Source organism: Rhizobium pisi, from assembly GCF_003938655.1.
Taxonomy (GTDB): Bacteria; Pseudomonadota; Alphaproteobacteria; order Rhizobiales; family Rhizobiaceae; genus Rhizobium; species Rhizobium pisi.
Genome location: NZ_RJJT01000009.1, coordinates 126,775 through 148,545 on the forward strand (window position 1 = coordinate 126,775; position 21,771 = coordinate 148,545).

Genomic DNA, 21,771 nt, shown 5'->3' on the forward strand with positions numbered 1-21,771 from the left:
GATTGCTTTCTAAGTCTTTCTTAATGGAATGACCGCAGACTGCATCGAGATGCAATAAGCGAGAATGCCCGTGAAGAAAGCCCATCCAGAGGCCGATGATCCGCATGGCGATGCCGCAGCGGCCGACGGCTCCGATCTGGCCGAGCGGGAGGGCCGCTGGAACTATGCGCTCGTCGGCTCGGACCTCGGCGTGTGGGATCACAACTACCGCCTGGATCGGAAATATTACTCCCCGACGTGGAAAACCATGCGCGGCATGGCGCCGGACGAGGAAGTTGCCGGCGATTACGATGCCTGGCTGCAGCTCGTCCATCCCGATGATCGCGATTTCATCGCGCATGCCATCGATCGGCAGAACGCCGGCGATCCTGATTATCAGATCTTCGAATATCGCGAGCGCCACCGGGACGGCCACTGGATCTGGATCGAATGCCGTGGCGCCTGCGTGGAATGGGACGAGGCAGGCGTGCCGACACGCGTCGTCGGCACGGATACCGATATCACCGCCCGCAAGCAGGCGGAGGAGACGCTGTCGCGCCTGTCACGCCGGCTCGATCTGGCCCTGGAGATTTCCCGCATCGGCGTCTTCGAGGCCGACATCGAGGAGGATATGGTCGAGTGGGACGACCGCTTGATCGCCATCTACGGGCTGAAGGGCGCCGCCCGCCGGATTGCCGGCGACGTCTGGGCAAAAAGCCTGCACCCCGACGATCGCGAGCGCGTCCTTGGCCTGGCCGACCGCAGCGTCGAAAGCGGCAGTGATTTCCAGCAGGAATACCGCATCATCCGCGGCGACGGCCTTGAACGCGTCATCCGCGCCCGCTCGGCCTTCTTCATCGACGGAAACGGTCACCGTAAGCTCATTGGCGCCAATTGGGATGTGACTGAGGAAGTCAGGCTTCGCGACGAGCTGCAGCGCGCCAAGGATCTGGCGGAAGCCCGCAACCATGAACTCGAGGCCGCTAAGGAAAGCATCGAGCACCTGGCTCTGCACGATTACCTCACCGGCCTTCCGAACCGCCGCTATCTCGACAAGATGCTGGACGACCGCTCGGCCGAATGCCGGGCCAAGGGCCTGGCGTTGGCGATCCTGCATATCGATCTTGACCGCTTCAAACAGATCAACGACACGCTCGGCCATCGGGCCGGCGACGCCATGCTGAAGCATGCAGCGGGCGTGTTGAGAAATTCCGTCCGCGCCGCCGATTTCGTTGCCCGCATCGGCGGCGATGAATTCGTCATCCTTTGCGCCGTCGATGCCGCCTCGAAGAAGATCGCCAGCCTCGCCGAACGCGTCATCCGCGAATTGCGCAAACCCGTCAGATATGAGGGGCACGACTGCCGTTTCGGCGCCAGCATCGGCATCGCTGTCGACAGCGGTCCGAAGCTCGACGCCAAGCAGATACTGCTCGACGCCGATATCGCGCTTTATCGGGCCAAGGGCCTCGGCCGCAATCGATTCGAATTCTTCTCGGCGTCCGACCGCCGCGACGTGGTTTCCGCCAAGCAGCTCGCCGACGAGATCTTGATCGGCCTCGAGCGCAATGAATTCGTGCCCTTCTATCAGCTGCAGTTCGATGCGCGCACACTGGATGTCGCAGGCGTCGAAACGCTTGCCCGCTGGCAGCATCCGGTACACGGGCTGCTAACGCCCGATAGATTCCTCGCTATCGCCGAGGATCTCGACGTCGTTTCGACCATCGATGCCCTGATCCTGGAGCGCGCGCTGGCCGACCGCAGCGCCTGGATCAAGGACGGGCTGTCCGTCCCGAAAATATCGGTCAACGTCTCCGCCAGGCGGATCGCCGATCCCGATCTCGGCAAGAAGCTTCGAGCCCTCAAGATCCCGCCGGGCAGCATTTCCTTCGAACTGCTGGAGTCGATCTCGCTCGACGATTGCGACGAGGCGGTGGCTGCAAACCTGAAAAAGCTGCGCAAGTTCGGCATCGACATCCAGATCGACGATTTCGGCACCGGCCACGCCTCGATCGTCAGCCTGCTGCGCCTGAGCCCGAAGACGTTGAAGATCGACCGCGAGTTGATCCGTATGCTGCCGCAATCGGCCGAGCAGCGTAAGCTCGTCGGCTCGATCATCGATATCGGCCGTTCGCTTGATATCCTCGTCATCGCCGAGGGTGTCGAGACGGCGGAGCATGTCCGTATTCTCGAAGAACTCGACTGCGACATGCTGCAGGGCTATGCGCTCGCCCGGCCGATGCCGGCCATGCAGATCCCCTCCTTCATCCGCGCCGGAAGCTGGCGCCATAGGCAAACGGCCGCCCGCGCCCTGCAGACGCAGCTTCGCCGCGCGCTGCGAAGCAGAGCCGCCAAATAAAAGCCTGCATAAACGGCCCGCCATTTCGCCTTCATTTCACCGTAAAGGAAAAGGCGCTAGACTCATCTGGCGAATTCATTCGATTCTCTTGGCGGTATTCCGTAAAATCCGGAATCCGGGGCCACGAAATCTGGAAACCGGGGAAGGAGCGACAGGCGGATTGTGAAACACTCTCTTTTCCTTTAAGGGGACGCCACGAGATCGATCCACTCGCGCTATCCCAAGAGCGCCAACAACAGAGAATAACCACGATGAACCGTCGCCGCCGTATCTACGAGGGCAAGGCAAAGATTCTGTATGAGGGCCCGGAGCCGGGCACTTTGATCCAGTTCTTCAAGGACGATGCCACCGCCTTCAACAAGAAGAAACACGAAGTTATCGACGGCAAGGGCGTCCTCAACAACCGCATTTCCGAATATATCTTCAGCCATCTGAACAAGATCGGCATCCCCACTCACTTCATCCGCCGGCTGAACATGCGTGAGCAGCTGATCAAGGAAGTGGAGATGATCCCGCTGGAGATCGTCGTGCGCAATGTCGCCGCCGGTTCTCTCGCCAAACGCCTCGGTATCGAGGAAGGCGTCGTCCTGCCGCGCTCGATCATCGAATTTTATTACAAGTCCGACGCACTCGACGACCCGATGGTCTCGGAAGAGCACATCACCGCCTTCGGCTGGGCCAATCCCGCCGAGCTCGACGACATCATGGCGCTCGCCATCCGCGTCAACGACTTCATGACCGGCCTTTTCCTCGGCGTCGGCATCCAGCTTGTCGATTTCAAGATCGAATGCGGCCGCCTGTTCGAAGGCGATCTGATGCGCATCATCCTCGCTGACGAAATCTCGCCGGACAGCTGCCGGCTCTGGGATATCGAAACCCGCGAGAAGATGGACAAGGATCGCTTCCGTCGCGATCTCGGCGGGCTGCTGGAAGCCTATTCCGAAGTCGCGCGCCGTCTCGGCATCATCAATGAAAACGAGCCCGTGCGCGGCACCGGCCCGGTTCTCGTCAAGTAAGGCAGGAAAGACAAAGTGATCAAGGCTCGTGTCACCGTCACGCTGAAAAACGGCGTTCTCGATCCGCAGGGCAAGGCCATCGAAGGCGCGCTCGGCGCCCTCGGCTTCTCGGGCGTCGGCCATGTAAGACAAGGCAAGGTCTTCGACCTCGAGCTTGAGGGCGCCGACAAGGCCAAGGCCGAGGCCGACCTCAAGGCCATGTGCGAAAAGCTGCTCGCCAACACGGTGATCGAGAACTTCGCAATCGCAATCGACTGATGATCACGGCCCGGCTGTCCGGCGGACTTTGAAGATTTGGCGTCATGATGAAAACAAAGCTGGAGACGGAAGTCTCGAAATATATGAGCTATGTTTTGCGTCATGCGCCAGAAGCCGCGAGTCTGACGCTGGATGGCGAGGGCTGGGTATCGTTCGATGAATTCGAAAAAGCGCTGACGTATAGATATGACGTCTCCCGCGCCGATATTATCGAGATCATCGCAAACAATCCAAAAAAGCGCTTCACGCTCGCCGATAACAGAATTCGCGCAAATCAAGGTCACAGCGTCGAGGTCGACCTCGCCTTGAAAGAGGTCGAGCCGCCAGCCGTTCTTTTTCATGGCACGTCCCTGGCGAGCTGGTCCTCGATCGAGCGCGAGGGCCTAAAGAAGATGCAGCGGCATCATGTTCATCTGTCGGCGGATGTCGAAACGGCGAAAATCGTCGCAATGCGCCGCAAGGGTGAATATGTCATCCTGCGGGTGGATGCGGCCCGCATGTTTTCAGAGGGCCATTCTTTCTTTGTCTCCGACAATGGAGTATGGCTCACCGAAAGCGTTCCAGTTCAATATCTTTCGCGAAACGCAGGGACCCCATGAAATCAGCCGTCGTTCAACTTCCGGGCCTTAACCGCGACCGCGACATGATCGCAGCCCTGACCAAGATCTCGGGCAAAGCGCCGGTCACGATCTGGCAGACGGAAACCGATATCCCCGATGTCGACCTGATCGTCATTCCCGGCGGCTTCTCCTACGGCGACTACCTGCGTTGCGGCGCGATCGCCGCCCGCATGCCGGTCATGCAGGCGATCATCGACAAGGCTGCAAAGGGCGTGAAGGTGCTCGGCGTCTGCAACGGCTTCCAGATCCTCGTCGAGGCCGGCCTGCTGCCCGGTGCCTTGATGCGCAATGCCTCGCTGAAATTCGTCTGCCGCGAGATCAAGCTCGAAGTCGTCAACGCCGATACTGATTTCACCCGCGCCTATGCGCAGGGTCAGGTCATCCGCAGCCCGGTCGCCCATCACGACGGCAATTATTTCGCCGACGAAGCAACGCTGGCGAAGATCGAAGGCAATGGCCAGGTGGTGTTCCGTTATGCCGAGGGCACTAATCCGAATGGCTCGATCAAAGATATTGCCGGCGTGATGAACGAAAAGGGCAATGTGCTCGGCATGATGCCGCATCCCGAAAACCTGATCGAAGCCGCCCATGGCGGTTCGGACGGCCGCGGTCTCTTCGCCTCCGCGCTCGACGTCATCGCCGCCTGAGCCTCGCGCCCTGATGCATGTCGCCGGCACGCGTGCCGTGCGTAAGACATGCAAGGCCTTCATCCCTGGAGCAAGACCAATGCGCCCTCGCCTCTCCGTCGCAAACGCCGCCGTGTCGACTGTTCTCGCAGCCATGCTGGCAGCCTGCCAGACGCCGGCGCCGACAGCCGGTCCCAACCGCGGCGCGCTGCCGACGATGGAACGCGTAGCGCTCGGCGCCAATGCCTGCTGGTTCAAATCGGGCGATCCGGCCTTTGCTGCCTATAAACTCGCGCCGGAGCTCAATTCCTTCTCCGGCCGGCCGCGCATCCTGCTCGTTCATAAGGGCAGCCCGGAAAGCCGGCCGCTGCTCGTCGTCCAGGCCGAAGGAAGCCCGGCACGTCTTCAGGCCTTCGGCCCGATGATGCAGGAGCCGGTCGCCGGTCGTGTTGCCGCTGACGTCAATCGTTGGTCGGCAGGCGGCAAGGCCTGCAACTGATCGCAGCGATCAGTCCCAGAAAAACGACTTGCCGATTTCGCGTGCCGCTTCGGATTGCGACACGCCGATATCCTTGAGCTCGCTGGCCGTCAGGTTTCTCAGCGCACGCCGACCTTCCCGCTTTTCATGCCAGAGAAGAACAGCCGCCCAGATCCGGCCCAGGCGCGTCGCCGCCTCGGCGGGTGCGGCCGGCACGGCAACCATTCTCCTGTCCTCGAAGGAGGCAATTGATACAATCGGCATTTTGATTTCAGGTAAGGCAGACATTCCAGGAATCCTTTCGGCGATCCGTTGGAATTGACTCTTAAACTTGACAGGTACAATGTGACAATATAAGCAATTGTCACCATGACAAATTGGCTTCCTGATCTTTCCCGCGGCTCCGGGCCGGTCTATCTCCGGCTTGCCGACAGCATTGAATCCGCCATATCGAGCGGCGCCCTACCCGCCGGCAGCAAATTGCCGCCGCAGCGCAACCTGGCCTACGATATCGGCGTGACGATCGGGACGATCGGCCGCGCCTATGCGCTGGTGCACGAGCGTGGCCTGGTTGCCGGCGAAGTCGGGCGCGGCACCTATGTGCTGAACCGTTCCGAGACGCCGCCCGGCGAACAGATGGATCCGTTGGCTGTCTCGCTCGGCGGGACCCGTTTCCACGATGCGCCGGCAAACAAGATCCGCTTCGATACGACAGCCGCCCCTGATCTCGGGCAGGGCAAGATCATAGCTGGCATCCTCGCCGAAATCGGCGAGCAGCATCTCGCCGAGATCTCCTCCTATTCCCGGAGCTTCCCACGCAACTGGTTCGAAGCCGGCCGTCTCTGGCTTGCCCGCAGCGGCTGGACGCCGGAGGTTGAAAACATCGTGCCGACGCTCGGCGCGCATGCGGCTGCGATATCAGTCATCGCCGCCGTTTCGGCGCCGGGCGACAAGATCGTCTTCGAGAATCTCAGCTATACCCAAATCAGCCGCAGCGCCCGCCTTCTCGGTCGTCGCACGCTGACGGTCGATTCCGACGAATGCGGCATCATCCCCGATGATTTCGAGCGGCTCTGCCAGCAGCAGCATCCGAAGCTCGCCTTCCTGATGCCGACCGTTCACAATCCGACGCTGACGATCATGCCCTATGAGCGGCGCGTCGCAATCGCTGCAATCGCGAGGAAACACGGCGTCTGGCTGATCGAGGACGATCTTTACGGCGGCATGGCCGATGACGAGACGCCGCTGCTTGCCTCGATCGCGCCCGATCGCACTTTCCTCGTCAACGGCCTTTCGAAATCGGTCGCCGCCGGCGTGCGCGGTGGCTGGGTCGCCTGCCCGCCGCATTTTGCGCAGCGCATCAAGGTGACCCACAGGATGGTCACTGGCGGCCTTCCCTTCATCCTGGCGGAAACCTGCGCGCGGCTCGTCGAAAGCGGAAAGGCGCACGAGATCCGCAAGGAGAGCGTCAAGGAACTCTCCCGGCGTGTCCGGCTCGCCCGCGAACAGCTGGCGGGCTTCGATTTCGAATCACACCAGCATGCGCCGTTCCTCTGGCTGAAACTTCCGGAGCCCTGGATGTCGGGCACCTTCAAGAACGCCGCTTACCGTGATGGTGTGCTCGTCGACGACGAGGACGAATTCAAGACGGCGCGTAGCGAAAAAACCTATTACCGCGTCCGCGTCGGCTTCTCCTCGCCGAAGACGGGGCAAGAGCTGATCGCGGGCCTGATGATCCTGCGCCGGCTGTTGGAAAACGGCGGCTCCGCCTATGATGGCGAAATATGATCTGTTGCAAATACACCTCATAGTTCCAAAAAAATCCCGGCGCTGAGCCGCTGCGCTTTACCCATCGACACTCCATGATACCTCTCTCACATCCCACGGATGAGGGAATCAAAGGACAGCAAATGAAGATCGACTTCGGCAAAGTCGCTCTGCGCTTGTTGGGTATAGCGTCAGTGGCAGCGGTTACCGGCTTTTTGGCTGTGACAGGCTCCGCAAGTGCAAGTGAACAGATTTTCGATGAATTGCGCTTCGGCGCATCGGCCTCGGTACAATCGGGCCATTCCCGGGAAAACGGCGTCTTTCCGGAAATTACCGCCCTCTTCGATCCATTCGGCTACGATCAGGCTGTCGGCTGGCAGCAGCAATTGCTGCACCCCCGTGTCCATCTCGGCACCTCGATCGGCACCTCCGGCGAAGCCACCCAATTCTTCACCGGCTTCACCTGGACGGTCGATTTCAACGAGAAGCTCTTTGCCGAAGCCGGCTTCGGCGGCGTGATCCACACCGGTGATCTCGATGGCGATAGTGACGGTCCGGAACTCGGCTGCCGCGTCCTGTTTCACGAATATCTCGGCGCTGGCTATCGTTTCACCCGCAATTGGAACGTGATGGCCCAGATCGCCCACTCCTCGCATGCCAATCTCTGCGACGGGCCGAACGACGGCATGACGCGCGCCGGCCTGCAGATCGGCTACAAATTCTGAGCGGCCGCCGCTTTGTGAAGAAAGTCTGCCCGCCCTCTGTTGACGGCGGGCATTTTCCTGTCGCGCGCCGCCGCTACATAAGCTAAAGACAGCGCAAAACGCGCCAGGAACTTTCCGCTCATGACCATTCCAAACACCATCCCGATCACGCCGGAACTCATCGCAAGCCATGGCCTGAAGCCGGACGAGTACCAGCGCATTCTGGATCTGATCGGCCGCGAACCGACTTTCACCGAGCTCGGCATCTTCTCGGCTATGTGGAACGAGCACTGCTCCTACAAATCCTCCAAGAAATGGCTGCGCACGCTGCCGACCAAGGGGCCGCGCGTCATCCAGGGCCCGGGCGAGAATGCCGGCGTGGTCGATATCGATGACGGCGATTGCGTGGTCTTCAAGATGGAGAGCCACAACCACCCCTCCTATATCGAGCCCTACCAGGGCGCTGCGACCGGCGTCGGCGGCATTTTGCGCGACGTTTTCACCATGGGCGCCCGCCCGATCGCAGCAATGAACGCGCTGCGTTTCGGCGAGCCCGATCATCCGAAGACCCGCCACCTCGTCTCCGGTGTCGTCTCCGGCGTCGGCGGCTATGGCAATTCCTTCGGCGTGCCGACGGTCGGCGGTGAAGTCGAATTCGACGCCCGCTACAACGGCAACATCCTGGTCAACGCCTTTGCCGCCGGCATCGCGAAATCCAACGCCATCTTCCTGTCCGAAGCCAAGGGCGTCGGTCTTCCGGTCGTCTATCTCGGCGCCAAGACCGGCCGCGACGGCGTCGGCGGCGCGACGATGGCCTCGGCCGAATTCGACGAGTCGATCGAAGAAAAGCGCCCGACGGTTCAGGTCGGCGACCCCTTCACCGAAAAGTGCCTGCTCGAAGCCTGCCTCGAGCTGATGCAGACCGGTGCGGTCATCGCCATCCAGGACATGGGTGCAGCCGGCCTCACCTGCTCGGCCGTCGAAATGGGCGCCAAAGGCGATCTCGGCATCCTGCTCGAACTCGACAAGGTGCCGGTGCGCGAAGAGCGGATGACGGCCTACGAGATGATGCTGTCGGAAAGCCAGGAGCGCATGCTCATGGTGCTGCAGCCGGAGAAGGAAGAGGAAGCCAAGGCGATCTTCGTCAAGTGGGGTCTCGATTTCGCCATCGTCGGCAAGACGACAGACGACCTGCGCTTCCGCGTCATGCACCAGGGCGAGGAAGTCGCCAACCTGCCGATCAAGGATCTTGGCGACCAGGCGCCGGAATATGACCGTCCCTGGCGCGAATCCGGCAAGCAGGCTCCCCTGCCCGCCAACCTCGTGGCGGCACCCGAGGATTACGGGCAGGCGCTGCTTCGGCTCGTCGGCTCCGCCAACCAATCGAGCCGCCGCTGGGTCTACGAGCAGTACGACACGCTGATCCAGGGCAATTCGCTGCAGCTTCCAGGCGGCGACGCCGGCGTCGTGCGCGTCGACGGCCATGCGAGCAAGGCTCTTGCCTTCTCCTCCGACGTCACGCCGCGTTATGTCGAGGCCGATCCCTTCGAAGGCGGCAAGCAGGCGGTCGCCGAATGCTGGCGCAACATCACCGCGACGGGCGCCGAGCCGCTCGCCGCCACCGACAATCTCAATTTCGGCAATCCCGAAAAGCCCGAGATCATGGGCCAGTTCGTTCAGGCCGTGAAGGGCATTGGCGAAGCCTGCCGCGCGCTCGACTTCCCGATCGTGTCCGGCAACGTCTCGCTCTACAACGAGACCAACGGCGTCGCCATCCTGCCGACGCCGACGATTGCAGGCGTCGGCCTGCTGCCGGACTGGCGCAAGATGGTGCGCATCGGCAGCGCCAATGACGGCGACAAGGTCGTCATGATCGGCGTCGACGGCAGCCATCTCGGCCAGTCCGTCTATCTCAGAGACGTGCTTGCCAGCCGCGAAGGTCCGGCGCCGGAGGTTGATCTGTTCGCCGAGCGCCGTAACGGCGATTTCGTCCGCTCCGTCATCCGCAACGGCCAGGCGACGGCCTGCCACGACATTTCTTCGGGCGGCCTCGCCGTTGCCCTTGCCGAAATGGCAATGGCATCGGGCAAGGGCCTGACCATCGATCTCGGCGAAAGCAGAGGTGCGCCGCATGCGCTGCTCTTCGGTGAAGACCAGGCTCGTTACGTGCTGACGGTGCCGAGCGATGTTGCCGATTTCGTCTGTGCCAACGCGGAAGGCGCCGGCGTTCCCTTCCGCCGTCTCGGCACGGTCGGGGGAACGGCGCTGGTCGTCGGCGATCTCATCTCGCTGCCGATTCAGCAATTGCGCGATGCCCATGAATCGTGGTTCCCTGATTTCATGGAAGGCCGCGGCGAACTTGCCGCGGAATAATGCGCAAGGAGTAACGATCATGGCCATGAAACCCGGCGATATCGAAGACATGATCAAGGCTGGGATTCCCGGTGCCAAGGTGACGATCCGCGATCTGGCGGGCGACGGCGATCACTACGCCGCCGAAGTCGTCGCCGAAGCCTTCCGCGGCAAGAGCCGCGTGCAGCAGCACCAGATGGTCTACGAGGCGCTGAAGGGCAACATGGGCGGCATACTGCACGCCCTGGCCCTCCAGACTTCGGCGCCGGAATAGGGTCCGCAACGCTCCGAATGGAGCGCTTCTGGCTCATCCCATCCTGTATTGGATATGGAAGCGGCCATGGATCGAAGATCTTTCGACATGTGCCCGGACACCGAAGACGCGGCCGATCAACCCCTCGGTGAGCACTGTTTCGGCTGCTCCCGCGGCAACGAGCTTTCCCTTCTCCAGCACGGCCAGGCTATCGCAGAACATTGCCGCCAGATTGAGGTCGTGCAGGGCGACGATGCAGGTTATGCCGAGCTTCGAGACAAGGGAAAGAATGTCCAGTTGGTGCTGGATATCGAGGTGATTGGTCGGCTCGTCGAGCAGGAGTTCGCTTGGCGACTGCGCGAGCGCTCGTGCGATATGGACGCGCTGGCGTTCGCCGCCCGAGAGCGTCTGCCAGAGCTGCGCGGCCCGATCTTGCATATCGACACGGGAAAGAGCCTCGTCGACGCGGAGATCGTCATCAGCAGCCCAGGACGACAGCAGTCCACGATGCGGCGTCCTGCCGAGACGTACGACATCCCTGACGGTCAGTTGCGTGTCGGTCGTCGATTGCTGCTCGACGAAGGCGACGCGGCGGGCAAGCTCGGCTCTCGATATCGTCGAGATATCGTCCTCCCCGAGCCGGATCACGCCGCTTTGTACCTTTCTCAGCCGGCAGATCAGTCGCAACAGGCTCGATTTTCCCGAACCGTTCGGCCCGAGCAGGCCGAGTACCTTGCCTTTTTCCACGGCAAGGCTGACACCGTTGACGATGAGCGCATTGCCGGCAGCAACGCTCACCCTGTCGACAATGATGCTCATGCGGTCCTCCTGAAACCGTAAAGGATGACCGCGAAGGCCGGAGCGCCGAAGAGCGCAGTGACGACGCCGATCGGCAGAATCTGTTGCGGAATGATGATCCGCGAGATGATATCGGCCGCGACCATGAAGAGGGCGCCGCCGAGCGCTGTGGCCGGCAGCAGCCGGCTATGGGCCGGCCCGACCAGAAAACGCGCGGCATGCGGAATGACGAGGCCGACAAAGCCGATCGAGCCGACCATGCTGACGACAACAGCCGTCATCACGGCGGTCGCACCGAGCAGCACGATCTGGACACGCCTGACCGCAATGCCGAGCGATGCGGCAGCATCCGTGCCGAAAGCGAAAGCATCGAGGGCGCGCACATGGGCAAGGCAGACGAGGAAGCCGATCACGGCAACCGGCACAGAGAGATAGACATCCGGCCAGCGAACGCCGCTGAGCGAGCCGAGCAACCAGAACATGACACCCCTCGCCTGCTCGGCATTTGCTGATGTCGTGACGATATAGGAGGTCAGCGCATTGAAGAGCTGCGACCCGGCAACCCCGCACAGAATGATGCGCTCGCTGGTGCCGCCGGCCCCGGCAGCAAGCACGCCGACCAGCAGAAAGGCGATCACCGCACCGATGAACGCGCCGCTCGACAGGCTGAGCACGCCGTAACCGAAACCGAGGATCATGACGCAGACCGCACCCGTCGAAGCGCCTGCCGAAATGCCGAGAACGTAAGGCTCGGCCAGCGGATTGCGCAGCAATGCCTGCAGGATGGCGCCGCAGAGCGCCAGCGAGGCGCCGGCACTGACGGCGACCAGCGCGCGGCTGAGGCGATAATCCCAGATGATGCCCTGATGAATGCGGCTGAGTTCGAAACCGGTCCCGAAGAGCCGGTTCGAGACGGCCTTTACAGTCGTTTGAAGTGGGATCGATATTTCGCCGACCGAGACGGCCAGACTGATCATCAGCCCCAGGAGGACGAAGGCGGCAATAGTGAGCGCGGCAAGCGTCCACCATCCCTCCCGTTTCAGGAGCGTCTTGTTCACTGGGCGAGACCCGACGACTTGATGCCCTTTGCCAGGATCTCGATGCCGTCGATCGTCCGGATCGTCGGGTTCATCGATTGCGCGTCCATCATCACGAAGCGCTTGTTCCTGACGGCAGCAAGCTCGCGGGTGACGGGGTCATTCTCCAGAAAGCCGAGCTTCACCTTGGGATCATCCGCGGCATAGCGCCTGCGGTCCATCGTAGCGATGACGATGACTGCGGGATTGGCCTGAGCAATCGTCTCCCAGCCGACCAGCGGCCATTCCTCTTCGGTTGTGACGACATTCGCCGCACCCAGGGTCTTCAGGATATAGGCCGGAGCGCCGTTCTTTCCGGCGATGAAGGCATCGCCGTTGACCTCCTTGCTGGAAAACCAGAAGACAACGGGCAGCTTCCTGGCCGATGCGCCCGATATCAAGGCGACGGCATCGGCCTCGCGCTTCTTGAGATCGGCGATCAAGGCATCGCCGCGGTCCTTGATGTCGAAGATTTCGGAGAGTTCGGCGATTTCCTGATAGATCAGGTCCATCGTGAACAACTCCTTGCGCACGCCGTCGCCGCCGTCAGTATTGACCTTGGCGACGCAGTCGGCGGGCGCGACATAGGTGTTGATCCCAAGCCCGGAGAACTGTTCGCGCGTGCCGACGGAACCCTGCGCGCCGACATGCCACTCGAATTCGGCCGCCACCAGATCGGGCTCCGCGCCGACGACGGATTCGAAGCTCGGATCGTTGTCGGCAAGGCGTTTGATCTTGCTGTTGGCTTCAGCATATTGCGGCAGGACGGGGCCGACCCAGACGGCGGTTCCGGCGATCTTATCCGCCAGTCCCAGGGAAAACAGGATTTCGGTCATGCCCTGGCCGATCGAAACGATCGTTGCCGGGGCCTTTTCGAAAGTCACCTGCTGGCCGCAATTGGTGATGGTCAATGGATATTGGGTTGCAGCAAGGCTCGGCGCTGCAAGGCCGGTCAGCCCGAAGGCAAACGTCAGGCTCGTGAGAAACTGGCGCATGGAAAATCTCGATAAGGAGGAAAATGGCTAGGCCTGCCGTGCCGCGCGCGGCTGCGCGGGACAAGGCACAGTCAAACGGACGCTAGCGGCGAAAAACCCAATCGAGACGGATTCGTGCCGGAGTTCGGCGAAGGTTCAGGTCAATCATGTCTGTTCCTTTCCAGGCATCCCCGCCCGGTTGATTGGATCGTGATTGACGGCAGGTCTCCTGGCTTGCGGATATGCGCCGATCATCTGCCTTCCCGCGAAAACCTTCGCAGTGGCATGGCCAGAGGCCCTGGGGGATGAGCAGCGGTGCTCACCTCAGGAGGATCGGCAAACCGATCATCCTGGGATGATCGGCAATCCGCTTACAGTTGCGGGGGCAGCCACGGTCTTGATCCCTATTGGGTCGTCCTCACCGTGTTCCCTATTAATCCCTTTGGAGTCATCCTCGGGGAACCGTCGCGCCCAGTTACGACGCCTCACCGCATTGCGTCAAGAACAAGCTGATGCATCGGGCCTTGTGCGGAATGCCTTCCGCGAAAAGGCCGCTCTCAGCCGGGCATCCTCTTTTCATCGGGGCTGGCAAAAACCGACGCCGGCATCGGCCCTGATGTGATCAGCGTGAAATCGAAGGGCGCCTGAAGGTCCGGGCCAAGCACATATTGGCGATGTACTCGCAGCTGGTCCTTGCGGATCTTGCGGTAGTGCTCGCGCGTCAGCATCTGCTTGACGCGAATCAGGATCATCTTCGCCTGGAGCGCGTCCGGATGACCGGAGACGGCAACGACCGGCACCTTGTAGAAATTGATCGAATCCGTCAGGCACTGGACGTCGAGCCAGGAAATATCGGGACAGCGGGCGATCAGGCCGACGCGCGCGCGAAGCTGCGTCGCCGACGATAACAGAGCGCATTGCAGGATGGCGCTGCCGAGGGTGGCGAACACCACGCGCTTGCCCTTGAAGAGATCGGGCTCCCTTTCGAGCAATATGCCGATGACATGGGCAGCCACATTCGATCCCATGCTGTGCGAGGAGATCACATATTCGTCAGCCTCTTCGTCAAGCGCCCTGCGAACGGCATCGGCTCGGTCTTCCAGCCATTCGTTGAAATCTGCCCGGTCCACCCGGCCGAGCGCCACCGCCATTTCCCAGTCGGCAAAGAGATGCAGCGTATGGAAACGTTCGGAAAATGGCAGGAAGGCGAAGATGAAGAAACAGAGTCCCAGCGGCCCGCTCCAGAGCACGTGCCAAGGCGAAAAGCCGAAACTATAAGGCAAGAGAGCGATTTGCGCCGCCAGCACGATCGCCAGCGCCGTCAACAGGAACGGAAAGAGGAAGAACAGGCCAAAGCGCCACGCATGGCGGAAATATCCCAGCATCCCGCCTTCCAGCACGATCTGTATGAAGCTGCGGAAACCGGCAATGATCTGGCTCAGCGTGTTGCCGCTGCGCAGCCTGCGCACGAAAACATCATGATCGACCATGTGGATCCGGCTCTTCGTCCGCCAGCCGGGTGGATAGGTTCCGGCTCCGTTGCCCGTCGTGACCTCGAAACTGAGGGGATCGCTTCCCGCCTCCGGAGCGCCGGTCTCGATCGAATAGCCCCAGACGGCGGCGCTCTGTCTGGCCGAACGCTCGTAGCGCGCCCTGTGGGCCGCGCCGTCGAGCGGCTCGAAGCCCGGGAAATGCAGGACGACCCGCTTCTCGATCAGTTTCATTCCACTCTTCCGGCCGGCTCGATGGCCGGCATATTGCTGCTATCTTGCTGTTGCGCCGCTGATATCGGCGAAAAAGCAGGGATGGTCTCGAAGCCGTCTTGCTAACCGAACTCTTCCGGAATTCAATAGCGACCATGTCGTTTCCACCACGAACGGAGGGGTTTTGTGGCCGATCTTGTCAAAGAATTGATATCGGGCGTCGTCGACAGAGTGCTGAAGGAAATCCTGAAGAAAACCACCGGTCGTGTGACGACGAAGCGCAGCAGGCGCAAGACGCACCCCACTGCAACGACAACGGCCTCACGCAAGGCAACCTCCGCCAAGCGCAAACCTGCCGCCCGCAAACAGGTCAGCAAGCGCCGCACCACCGCCGGCCGTAGCCGCCAGCGCCGCGGCTGAGGCATCGTGAAATCAAAATCTGAGCGCTTTGCGGATCGTCGGGCTCCGACAACGGAAGAGCCCGCATCCGGCCTATGCGCCTCCTCAACGTCACCAAGGGGCTGAACCGTGAAGCGCATTTTGAAAATCACTCTGCCGGCCGTCATTGCGATCTGTCTCATCGCCGTCGCATGCGTCTACGTCCTGTCGGAAAGGCGCCTTGCCAGGACCTATGACGTTGCGGCGACCGACTTCACGGTCAAGACAACACTCTCTCCCGAGGAGGCAGAACGCCGCGCCCGCACGTTTATGTGCGGCGGCTGCCATCGCGATGCCGGCAACGTGCTGGTCGACGAGCCGGGCGTCGGTCGCATCGTCGCGCCGAACCTGACCCGCTTCGTGCCTATGTATAGCGATGCCGAACTCGTGCGCCTCATCCGCCACGGCGTCAAGAAGGATGGCACGGGCGTCTTCATCATGCCGGTAAGCAACTTTGCGAATATTGCCGATGACGACATAGCGGCGATGATCGCATGGCTGCGCAGCCTCAAGCAGCTTCCCGATGCGGTGGACGGAACGACGCAATGGGGGCCGGTCGGTCGGATCGGCCTTGCGCTCGACAAGATCCCCTTTGAAGCCGATCTCGTCCCTGTCTCCATGACGCCCGCCGCCGCGCGTCCCGCCGACATCGGCGAATATGCCTTCAGGACCGATTGCAGCCACTGCCACAATCTCGACACGGAGAAGCAGTCGGAAGTCTTCGTGGCGCCGGCGCTGCGGCCGCTGGCGCAATCCTATTCGCCTGCCGATTTCAAGACGCTGCTGCGCACCGGCAAGGGTGTCGGCGGGCGTGATCTCGGGGTCATGACCGAGGTTTCGCAATGGGATTTCAATCACTTCACAGATATTGAAATAGACCAGATTCAAGCCTATCTCGCCCGGCAACCGTAACGCGATGGCAACAATCCCGGCGGCGGCTGGCCGGATTGGTCTTTTTTTGGTTCGGGCGGCTGGAATTCCTGCCGTCGCATGCTATCTAAAGGCAACGATTGAAACGACGGGCCTTTAACCCGCCTGTTGAAAGGATCAGGTCCTATGAGCGGCATTCACGAATTCATCGACAACGAAATCAAGAGCAACGACGTCGTCCTCTTCATGAAGGGCACGCCGCAGTTTCCGCAGTGCGGTTTCTCCGGGCAGGTCGTGCAGATTCTCGATTACATCGGCGTCGACTACAAGAGCGTTAACGTGCTCGCCGATTCGGAAATCCGCCAGGGCATCAAGGATTATTCCAACTGGCCGACGATCCCGCAGCTTTACATAAAAGGCGAATTCGTCGGCGGCTGCGACATCGTCCGGGAAATGTTCCAGGCCGGTGAGCTGCAGCAGCATCTCCAGGAAAATGGCATCGCCGTACGCGGCGCCGCCTGACCGGTCTCCGGGCGTCCGCTCGGTTTCCAAATCTGTTTCTTGAGTCCGGGGCGCTGCGGTAAGCAGCGCCTTGGCCTGTTTATGGGAATTTCATTGTGACAGATTCATCGCAAGCCGTGTCCGCGGGCCGCCTGCCCATGGGCAAGCGTGAATTCATCGCGCTTGCCGCCTTCCTGATGGCCATCAATTCGCTGGCGATCGACATCATGCTTCCGGCCCTGCAGCAGATCGGTGCAAGCCTCGGCGTCGAAAGCGAGAATCACCGCCAGTTCGTCGTTTCCACCTACCTGCTCGGCTTCGGCTGCGCCCAGCTTTTCTATGGACCGCTTTCCGATCGCTTCGGCCGCCGTACACCGTTGTTGATCGGCCTTGTCATCTATATCGCTTCCGCCATCGGAATCGTTTTCGTTCCATCATTCGCTGGCCTGCTGGTGCTGCGCTTCATCCAGGGCATCGGTTCGGCCGCCACCCGCGTCATCACCATTTCCATCGTCCGCGATATCTATGGCGGCCGGCAGATGGCGGAAGTCATGTCGCTCATCATGATGGTCTTCATGATTGTACCGGTGATTGCGCCCGGCACCGGCCAGATCGTCATGTTCTTCGGCAACTGGCACCTGATCTTCCTCTTCATCGCCACCATGGCGACCGCTATCGCCGTCTGGGCTTACCTGCGCCTGCCGGAAACCCTGCATCCCGCCAATGTCAGGCCCTTCACCGCCCGCTCGATTTTCGGCGCCTTCAAGCTCGTGCTGACCAATCGCATGGCGCTCTGCTACACCATCGCCAGCACCTTCATCTTCGGCGCGCTGTTTGGCTTCATCAATTCCGCGCAGCAGGTCTATGTCGGCATCTATGGCCTCGGGATCTATTTCCCCTTTGCCTTTGCCGCCGTTGCGATCTTCATGTCGCTGTCGTCCTTCTTCAACTCGCGCTTCGTCGGCAAGCTCGGCATGCGCCGCCTATCGCACGGTTCGCTCCTCGGCTTCATCGCCATCAACACCATCTGGCTGATCGTGCAGATGGTGAGCACGGAGCCGATGCCCTTTGCCCTGTTCATTTCATTCTTCGGCCTTGCCATGTTCCAGTTCGGCTGGATCGGCTCGAACTTCAACTCGCTCGCCATGGAGCCACTCGGCCACGTCGCCGGCACCGCCTCCTCCGTGCTCGGTTTCATGAGCACGGTCGGCGGCGCCATCATCGGGGCCGGCATCGGCCAGGCCTTCGACGGCACCGCGCTGCCGATGGTGGCCGGTTATTTTGCCGTGTCGATCGTCGGGCTGATCTTCGTGCTGATCGCCGAGAAGGGCCGGCTCTTCCAACAGCATAACCCTGCCGTCTGAACGACCGGCCTCATTCGCATACGGGATTTCACCACATGACGCCGCCGCATAAACCGCACCAGGAAAACCAGGGCTCCCGCCGCATCGGCATGGGCTTCGGCGAATTCGTCGTCACCATCGCCATCATGACCGCCAGCATCGCCATGGCGATCGACAGCATGCTGCCGGCGCTGCCCAATATCGGCCACTCCCTCGGCGTCACCAATACCAACGACGCACAGCTCATCATCGGCGTCTTCTTCTTAGGGTTTGGCTTCTCGCAGATCTTCTTCGGCAGCCTTTCGGATACGTTCGGCCGTCGCAATATCCTGCTTGGCGGCCTCGCCTGCTATGTCCTCGGCATGTTTGCCGCTGCGGCAACCGGCAGCTTCGAAATGCTGCTGGTCATGCGCTTCGTTCAGGGTGTGGGCGGCGCGGCCGTGCGCATCACCACCATGGCCATCGTGCGCGACTGCTTCGGCGGCCGCGAAATGGCCCGCGTCATGTCCTATGTCATGATCGTCTTCATGATCGTGCCGATCGTCGCCCCCTCCGTCGGCCAGCTCATCATCATCTACGCCAACTGGCACTGGATCTTCATCCTGCTCGGCATCGTCGCCTCGATCCTGTTCGTCTGGGCTCTTCTCAGGCTGAAGGAATCGCTGCCGCCGGAAGAGCGCCTGCCACTGTCGGTCAGCTCTGTCATGGATGGTTTCAAGACCGTGCTCACGAACCGCATCACCTGCGGTTACATGATCGGCCTCACCATGTTCACCGGCGTCATCAGCGCTTATGTGATCTCGGTGCAGCAGGTCTTCGGCGAGGTCTACGGCCTTGGCGACTGGCTGCCGATCGCTTTTGCTGCGACCGCCGGCGGCATCGCCGTCGCCAACTTCGCCAATGGCTTCTTCGTGCGCAAGTTCGGCATGCGCCGCATCTCGCACGCCGCCCTCCTGATCTTCACGGCGCTGTCTGCCGTCGGCTTTTTCCATTCGCTGGCCGGCAAGCCGGATTTTGCCGTCGCCTACGGCATCTTCACCGTTGTATTGATGATGTTCGCCGTGATCGCCACCAATTTCACCGCCATCAGCCTCGAGCCGATGGGCAATCTCGCCGGTACGGCGACAGCCATCACCGGCTTCGTCTCAACGACCTTCGGCGCCATCCTCGGCGGCCTGGTCGGCCAGATGTTCAACGGCACGGTGCAGCCCCTCTTTGGCGGCTTCGCGCTCTTCGGTCTGGTGACGATCGCAGCCACTCTCTGGGCGGAAAACGGCAAGCTCTTCACCCATCCCGGCGACAGCCCTCAGCTCGATCCGGGTGCGGCCCATTTCTGAAGCAGGCCCGCTGGGCCGGTTCAAGGCATTCCCGATGGACGAGCGAATTCTGATCAGGCCTTATGCACCGAGCGACGCGGCTGCGACGATCGAAATTTTCCTGCGCGCCATTCGCGAGGTTTCCTCGAAAGACTATTTGCCGGCTCAGATAGAGGCTTGGGCGCAAGTCGAAGATCGCAGTTTGTGGGCGGCGCGCAGGATAAGCAGGCCAGCCTGGATCGCTGAAATTGAAGGAAAGCCCGCAGGCTTTTCAGACCTGACCAGCGACGGATGCCTGGACATGATGTTCGTCCACCCTGAATTCCAGGGGCTTGGAATTGCAAGCGGTCTGCTGAGCCGGGTCGAGGAGGAAGCCTTGAAGCTGGGATTCAGCCGAATTTATACGGAGGCCAGCCGAACCGCCCGTCCGTTTTTCGAGCGCAGAGGGTTTCGCCTGATCACGAAGCAAATCGTCGAGAAGCGTGGTCAAAGCCTGGAAAACTTCCTTATGGAAAAGCTCTACGGCTGATACGCGGGGCGGGAGAACAAGGCCCGCTTCCTGGCTGAAAAGATTACTCCCACAGGAACCGGCCGCAAATTCGAATTTTGCGGCCGGTTTTCATGCCTTCAGACCGTGAAAACCTCGCGCCGAAGCACCTCCCACGAAGCCTTGTCTGGTGTAATCAGCAGCCCGCCGTCGAGATGGTGCGGCAGGTAGGGCGAGCCGTCGAAACGGGCTGCATAAGCACCCGCCTCCTGCGAGATCAGCGTGCCGGCAAGGTGATCCCAGGGCATCAGCTTGTTGTACATGAGGTAATGCACATGCCCGCCGGCAAAGGTCCGGTATTCGTGGGCCGCGCAGCGATAGTTGGTCAGGAATCGCACCTTGGCAAGATTGCCGAGGATCACGGCGCGCTTTTCCTGTGGCAGGTAACCGGTGGAGGCCATGCCGACCATCTGGTCGAGCGCAACCGGCGCGGCGGTGTGCAGCCGCTCCGCTTCGCCGTCCGGCCGCTGCAGCCAGGCGCCGCCGCCCTTTTCGGCCATGACCCAGTCGTCGCCCATTGGATCGTAGATGATGCCGGCGACGGTCTCACCCTTTGACACGACCGAGGCCATGACGCCGAAGGCCGGAATGCCGGAGGCGAAGTTAAACGTGCCATCGACCGGATCGACGACGACGGCAAGATCCGCGCCGTCGAGCTTGTGGAGCAGAGCGGGATCTGACGAAACCGACTCCTCACCGATGAAGAGTGCTTCCGGCCAGAGGCGCGCGGCCTCTGCCTTCAGCATTCTTTCGGCCTGTTCATCGGCTTCCGTCACCAGGTCGGTCGCCTCCGTCTTGGCGCGGACATCACGGCTGCCCAACCTGCGAAAGCGCGGCAGGATCTCGGCTTTCGCTGCCTGCCGCAGAAGATCGGCAAGGGTCATTGTGTCTATGGCAGTCGTCATGGCAAATTCCTCTTCGGTTTATCAGTGGCCGATGATTTCCCTGCGGATCGTCTGCCAGCTTTCCCTATCCGGCGCCGAGATGATGCCACCGGAAATCTCTCCCGGCCTGTAGGGCGTTCCGTCGAACTTCGCCGTATGGCCGCCGGCCTCCTGATGCGCAAGCACGCCGGCCAGATGGTCCCATGGCATCAGCTTCGAATGCCCAATGAAATGCAGCTTGCCGGAGGCAACCATCCAGTATTCGTAGGCCGAGCAGTTGAAAGCAAAGGTCATGCGGGCCTTTGCCATGTTGGCGCAGGTGCGTGAACGGTCCGGCTCGTCCATATGACCCCACGACATGCCGCCGACCATTTGGTTCAGTGCCGCGGGTTCCGCCACCTTCAGCTTGCTCGACTGCCCGTCTTGCCGCGTCAGGAAGGCTCCTGCCCCTTTGATCGCCGTCACCGTGTCGCCAAGAACGGGATCGTGAATGATGCCGGCGACGGTCTCGCCCCTGACGGTCACCGCAAGCATCGTTCCGAAAACGGGAAGCCCGGCGGCGAAATTGAACGTCCCGTCGACAGGGTCGATGACGAAGGCAAGCTCGGCATCGGCAAGTGCGGGCACCACCGACTTGTCGGCGTCATAGGCCTCCTCGCCGACGATGAGTGCTGCGGGAAAGCGCTCCTTCAGTGCGGCTGTGATCCTGTGTTCGGCAAGCAGATCGGCTTGCGTCACCAGATCGGTGGCCGAGGTCTTTTCCGAGACGTCGGCAGCGCCGAGATTGCGGAAACGCGGCATGATCTCGGCTTGCGCCGCTTGCCTGACGCACTCGCCGAGGAAAAGAATATCCGTGTCTGAAATAGTCATGCGAAATCTGTCCTTCATGCAATGGGCAGCCTGCATAGCCCG

The 21,771-nt window shown here is 61.3% G+C and carries 23 protein-coding genes and 1 riboswitch; of the genes, 16 read left to right on the forward strand and 7 right to left on the reverse strand.

Annotated features, from left to right (window positions below):
* Nucleotides 1-64: 64 nt before the first annotated feature.
* From EFD55_RS14415 to EFD55_RS14440, 6 genes are all read left to right on the forward strand, one after another.
* Nucleotides 65-2,335, forward strand: coding sequence for a putative bifunctional diguanylate cyclase/phosphodiesterase (locus tag EFD55_RS14415; protein ID WP_125845734.1), 2,271 nt, complete (start codon nt 65-67; stop codon nt 2,333-2,335).
* A 251-nt stretch (nt 2,336-2,586) separates the two neighbouring features.
* Nucleotides 2,587-3,351, forward strand: a complete 765-nt coding sequence (gene purC / locus EFD55_RS14420) for a phosphoribosylaminoimidazolesuccinocarboxamide synthase (RefSeq protein ID WP_008526002.1) — start codon at nt 2,587-2,589, stop codon at nt 3,349-3,351.
* 15 nt (nt 3,352-3,366) lie between these two features.
* Entirely contained in the window at nt 3,367-3,609 is a 243-nt protein-coding gene (purS, locus tag EFD55_RS14425) for a phosphoribosylformylglycinamidine synthase subunit PurS (protein WP_125845735.1), read from the forward strand.
* Nucleotides 3,610-3,653: 44 nt separating this feature from the next.
* Nucleotides 3,654-4,208: an RNA 2'-phosphotransferase gene (locus tag EFD55_RS14430; protein WP_125845736.1), complete on the forward strand. Its 555-nt coding sequence runs from the start codon at nt 3,654-3,656 to the stop codon at nt 4,206-4,208.
* Nucleotides 4,205-4,876: a phosphoribosylformylglycinamidine synthase subunit PurQ gene (gene purQ, locus EFD55_RS14435; protein WP_125845737.1), complete on the forward strand. Its 672-nt coding sequence runs from the start codon at nt 4,205-4,207 to the stop codon at nt 4,874-4,876. Before EFD55_RS14430 ends, purQ begins: the two co-directional genes overlap by 4 nt.
* Nucleotides 4,877-4,955: 79 nt before the next feature.
* Nucleotides 4,956-5,354 carry a hypothetical protein gene (locus tag EFD55_RS14440; protein ID WP_125845738.1) on the forward strand — a complete coding sequence of 133 codons (399 nt, stop codon included), beginning with the start codon at nt 4,956-4,958 and terminating at the stop codon, nt 5,352-5,354.
* A 9-nt stretch (nt 5,355-5,363) separates the two neighbouring features.
* On the opposite strand, the gene EFD55_RS14445 is transcribed toward EFD55_RS14440, so the two are convergent.
* The gene (locus EFD55_RS14445; protein ID WP_125845739.1) at nt 5,364-5,621 is read right to left on the reverse strand and encodes a DUF1127 domain-containing protein; all 258 of its coding nucleotides are present in this window, start codon (nt 5,619-5,621) and stop codon (nt 5,364-5,366) included.
* A gap of 81 nt (nt 5,622-5,702) precedes the next feature.
* On the opposite strand from EFD55_RS14445, the gene EFD55_RS14450 reads away from it, so the two are divergent.
* From EFD55_RS14450 to EFD55_RS14465, 4 genes are all read left to right on the forward strand, one after another.
* Nucleotides 5,703-7,121 carry an aminotransferase-like domain-containing protein gene (locus tag EFD55_RS14450; protein ID WP_125845740.1) on the forward strand — a complete coding sequence of 473 codons (1,419 nt, stop codon included), beginning with the start codon at nt 5,703-5,705 and terminating at the stop codon, nt 7,119-7,121.
* A 122-nt stretch (nt 7,122-7,243) separates the two neighbouring features.
* Entirely contained in the window at nt 7,244-7,825 is a 582-nt protein-coding gene (locus tag EFD55_RS14455) for an acyloxyacyl hydrolase (protein ID WP_125845741.1), read from the forward strand.
* Nucleotides 7,826-7,945: 120 nt separating this feature from the next.
* Nucleotides 7,946-10,177 carry a phosphoribosylformylglycinamidine synthase subunit PurL gene (gene purL / locus EFD55_RS14460; RefSeq protein ID WP_125845742.1) on the forward strand — a complete coding sequence of 744 codons (2,232 nt, stop codon included), beginning with the start codon at nt 7,946-7,948 and terminating at the stop codon, nt 10,175-10,177.
* A 19-nt stretch (nt 10,178-10,196) separates the two neighbouring features.
* The gene (locus tag EFD55_RS14465) at nt 10,197-10,430 is read left to right on the forward strand and encodes a BolA/IbaG family iron-sulfur metabolism protein (RefSeq protein WP_003579540.1); all 234 of its coding nucleotides are present in this window, start codon (nt 10,197-10,199) and stop codon (nt 10,428-10,430) included.
* A 33-nt stretch (nt 10,431-10,463) separates the two neighbouring features.
* On the opposite strand, the gene EFD55_RS14470 is transcribed toward EFD55_RS14465, so the two are convergent.
* The 4 genes from EFD55_RS14470 to EFD55_RS14485 all read right to left on the reverse strand — a co-directional run bounded on the left by EFD55_RS14470 (nt 10,464) and on the right by EFD55_RS14485 (nt 14,981).
* Nucleotides 10,464-11,228 (reverse strand): ABC transporter ATP-binding protein, encoded by a 765-nt coding sequence (locus EFD55_RS14470; protein ID WP_125845743.1) that lies wholly within the window; start codon nt 11,226-11,228, stop codon nt 10,464-10,466.
* The gene (locus EFD55_RS14475; protein WP_125845744.1) at nt 11,225-12,265 is read right to left on the reverse strand and encodes a FecCD family ABC transporter permease; all 1,041 of its coding nucleotides are present in this window, start codon (nt 12,263-12,265) and stop codon (nt 11,225-11,227) included. The genes EFD55_RS14470 and EFD55_RS14475 overlap by 4 nt, the downstream gene beginning before the upstream one ends.
* The gene (locus EFD55_RS14480) at nt 12,262-13,278 is read right to left on the reverse strand and encodes an ABC transporter substrate-binding protein (protein ID WP_125845745.1); all 1,017 of its coding nucleotides are present in this window, start codon (nt 13,276-13,278) and stop codon (nt 12,262-12,264) included. The genes EFD55_RS14475 and EFD55_RS14480 overlap by 4 nt, the downstream gene beginning before the upstream one ends.
* 181 nt (nt 13,279-13,459) lie before the next feature.
* Nucleotides 13,460-13,739, reverse strand: a riboswitch (cobalamin riboswitch).
* A 75-nt stretch (nt 13,740-13,814) separates the two neighbouring features.
* Entirely contained in the window at nt 13,815-14,981 is a 1,167-nt protein-coding gene (locus EFD55_RS14485) for a hypothetical protein (RefSeq protein WP_125845746.1), read from the reverse strand.
* Between the two features lie 165 nt (nt 14,982-15,146).
* Between EFD55_RS14485 and EFD55_RS14490 the strand changes: the two genes are divergently transcribed.
* The 6 genes from EFD55_RS14490 (at nt 15,147) to EFD55_RS14515 (ending at nt 19,957) form a co-directional block, all read left to right on the forward strand.
* Complete coding sequence (locus tag EFD55_RS14490; protein WP_125845747.1) at nt 15,147-15,380, forward strand: hypothetical protein; 234 nt, start codon at nt 15,147-15,149, stop codon at nt 15,378-15,380.
* Nucleotides 15,381-15,488: 108 nt separating this feature from the next.
* The gene (locus tag EFD55_RS14495; protein ID WP_125845748.1) at nt 15,489-16,310 is read left to right on the forward strand and encodes a c-type cytochrome; all 822 of its coding nucleotides are present in this window, start codon (nt 15,489-15,491) and stop codon (nt 16,308-16,310) included.
* Nucleotides 16,311-16,454: 144 nt separating this feature from the next.
* Nucleotides 16,455-16,790 carry a Grx4 family monothiol glutaredoxin gene (grxD, locus tag EFD55_RS14500; RefSeq protein ID WP_125845749.1) on the forward strand — a complete coding sequence of 112 codons (336 nt, stop codon included), beginning with the start codon at nt 16,455-16,457 and terminating at the stop codon, nt 16,788-16,790.
* 137 nt (nt 16,791-16,927) lie between these two features.
* Complete coding sequence (locus EFD55_RS14505) at nt 16,928-18,133, forward strand: multidrug effflux MFS transporter (RefSeq protein ID WP_125845872.1); 1,206 nt, start codon at nt 16,928-16,930, stop codon at nt 18,131-18,133.
* Between the two features lie 35 nt (nt 18,134-18,168).
* Nucleotides 18,169-19,449: a multidrug effflux MFS transporter gene (locus EFD55_RS14510; protein WP_125845750.1), complete on the forward strand. Its 1,281-nt coding sequence runs from the start codon at nt 18,169-18,171 to the stop codon at nt 19,447-19,449.
* 34 nt (nt 19,450-19,483) lie between these two features.
* A complete protein-coding gene (locus EFD55_RS14515; protein WP_125845751.1) occupies nt 19,484-19,957 on the forward strand; it encodes a GNAT family N-acetyltransferase in 474 nt (157 codons plus the stop codon).
* A 98-nt stretch (nt 19,958-20,055) separates the two neighbouring features.
* On the opposite strand, the gene EFD55_RS14520 is transcribed toward EFD55_RS14515, so the two are convergent.
* Nucleotides 20,056-20,880, reverse strand: coding sequence for an inositol monophosphatase family protein (locus tag EFD55_RS14520; RefSeq protein WP_125845752.1), 825 nt, complete (start codon nt 20,878-20,880; stop codon nt 20,056-20,058).
* A 21-nt stretch (nt 20,881-20,901) separates the two neighbouring features.
* A complete protein-coding gene (locus EFD55_RS14525; protein WP_125845753.1) occupies nt 20,902-21,729 on the reverse strand; it encodes an inositol monophosphatase family protein in 828 nt (275 codons plus the stop codon).
* Nucleotides 21,730-21,771 lie beyond the last annotated feature (42 nt).

What these genes read in the sequence shown, in the direction of transcription:
- EFD55_RS14415 (WP_125845734.1), top strand. Translation starts at nt 65, where the DNA reads ATGCCCGTGAAGAAAGCCCATCCAGAGGCCGATGATCCGCATGGCGAT.
- purC (WP_008526002.1), top strand. Translation starts at nt 2,587, where the DNA reads ATGAACCGTCGCCGCCGTATCTACGAGGGCAAGGCAAAGATTCTGTAT.
- EFD55_RS14430 (WP_125845736.1), top strand. Translation starts at nt 3,654, where the DNA reads ATGATGAAAACAAAGCTGGAGACGGAAGTCTCGAAATATATGAGCTAT.
- purQ (WP_125845737.1), top strand. Translation starts at nt 4,205, where the DNA reads ATGAAATCAGCCGTCGTTCAACTTCCGGGCCTTAACCGCGACCGCGAC.
- EFD55_RS14440 (WP_125845738.1), top strand. Translation starts at nt 4,956, where the DNA reads ATGCGCCCTCGCCTCTCCGTCGCAAACGCCGCCGTGTCGACTGTTCTC.
- EFD55_RS14445 (WP_125845739.1), bottom strand. Translation starts at nt 5,621, where the DNA reads ATGTCTGCCTTACCTGAAATCAAAATGCCGATTGTATCAATTGCCTCC.
- EFD55_RS14450 (WP_125845740.1), top strand. Translation starts at nt 5,703, where the DNA reads ATGACAAATTGGCTTCCTGATCTTTCCCGCGGCTCCGGGCCGGTCTAT.
- EFD55_RS14455 (WP_125845741.1), top strand. Translation starts at nt 7,244, where the DNA reads ATGAAGATCGACTTCGGCAAAGTCGCTCTGCGCTTGTTGGGTATAGCG.
- purL (WP_125845742.1), top strand. Translation starts at nt 7,946, where the DNA reads ATGACCATTCCAAACACCATCCCGATCACGCCGGAACTCATCGCAAGC.
- EFD55_RS14465 (WP_003579540.1), top strand. Translation starts at nt 10,197, where the DNA reads ATGGCCATGAAACCCGGCGATATCGAAGACATGATCAAGGCTGGGATT.
- EFD55_RS14470 (WP_125845743.1), bottom strand. Translation starts at nt 11,228, where the DNA reads ATGAGCATCATTGTCGACAGGGTGAGCGTTGCTGCCGGCAATGCGCTC.
- EFD55_RS14480 (WP_125845745.1), bottom strand. Translation starts at nt 13,278, where the DNA reads ATGCGCCAGTTTCTCACGAGCCTGACGTTTGCCTTCGGGCTGACCGGC.
- EFD55_RS14485 (WP_125845746.1), bottom strand. Translation starts at nt 14,981, where the DNA reads ATGAAACTGATCGAGAAGCGGGTCGTCCTGCATTTCCCGGGCTTCGAG.
- grxD (WP_125845749.1), top strand. Translation starts at nt 16,455, where the DNA reads ATGAGCGGCATTCACGAATTCATCGACAACGAAATCAAGAGCAACGAC.
- EFD55_RS14505 (WP_125845872.1), top strand. Translation starts at nt 16,928, where the DNA reads ATGGGCAAGCGTGAATTCATCGCGCTTGCCGCCTTCCTGATGGCCATC.
- EFD55_RS14510 (WP_125845750.1), top strand. Translation starts at nt 18,169, where the DNA reads ATGACGCCGCCGCATAAACCGCACCAGGAAAACCAGGGCTCCCGCCGC.
- EFD55_RS14515 (WP_125845751.1), top strand. Translation starts at nt 19,484, where the DNA reads ATGGACGAGCGAATTCTGATCAGGCCTTATGCACCGAGCGACGCGGCT.
- EFD55_RS14520 (WP_125845752.1), bottom strand. Translation starts at nt 20,880, where the DNA reads ATGACGACTGCCATAGACACAATGACCCTTGCCGATCTTCTGCGGCAG.
- EFD55_RS14525 (WP_125845753.1), bottom strand. Translation starts at nt 21,729, where the DNA reads ATGACTATTTCAGACACGGATATTCTTTTCCTCGGCGAGTGCGTCAGG.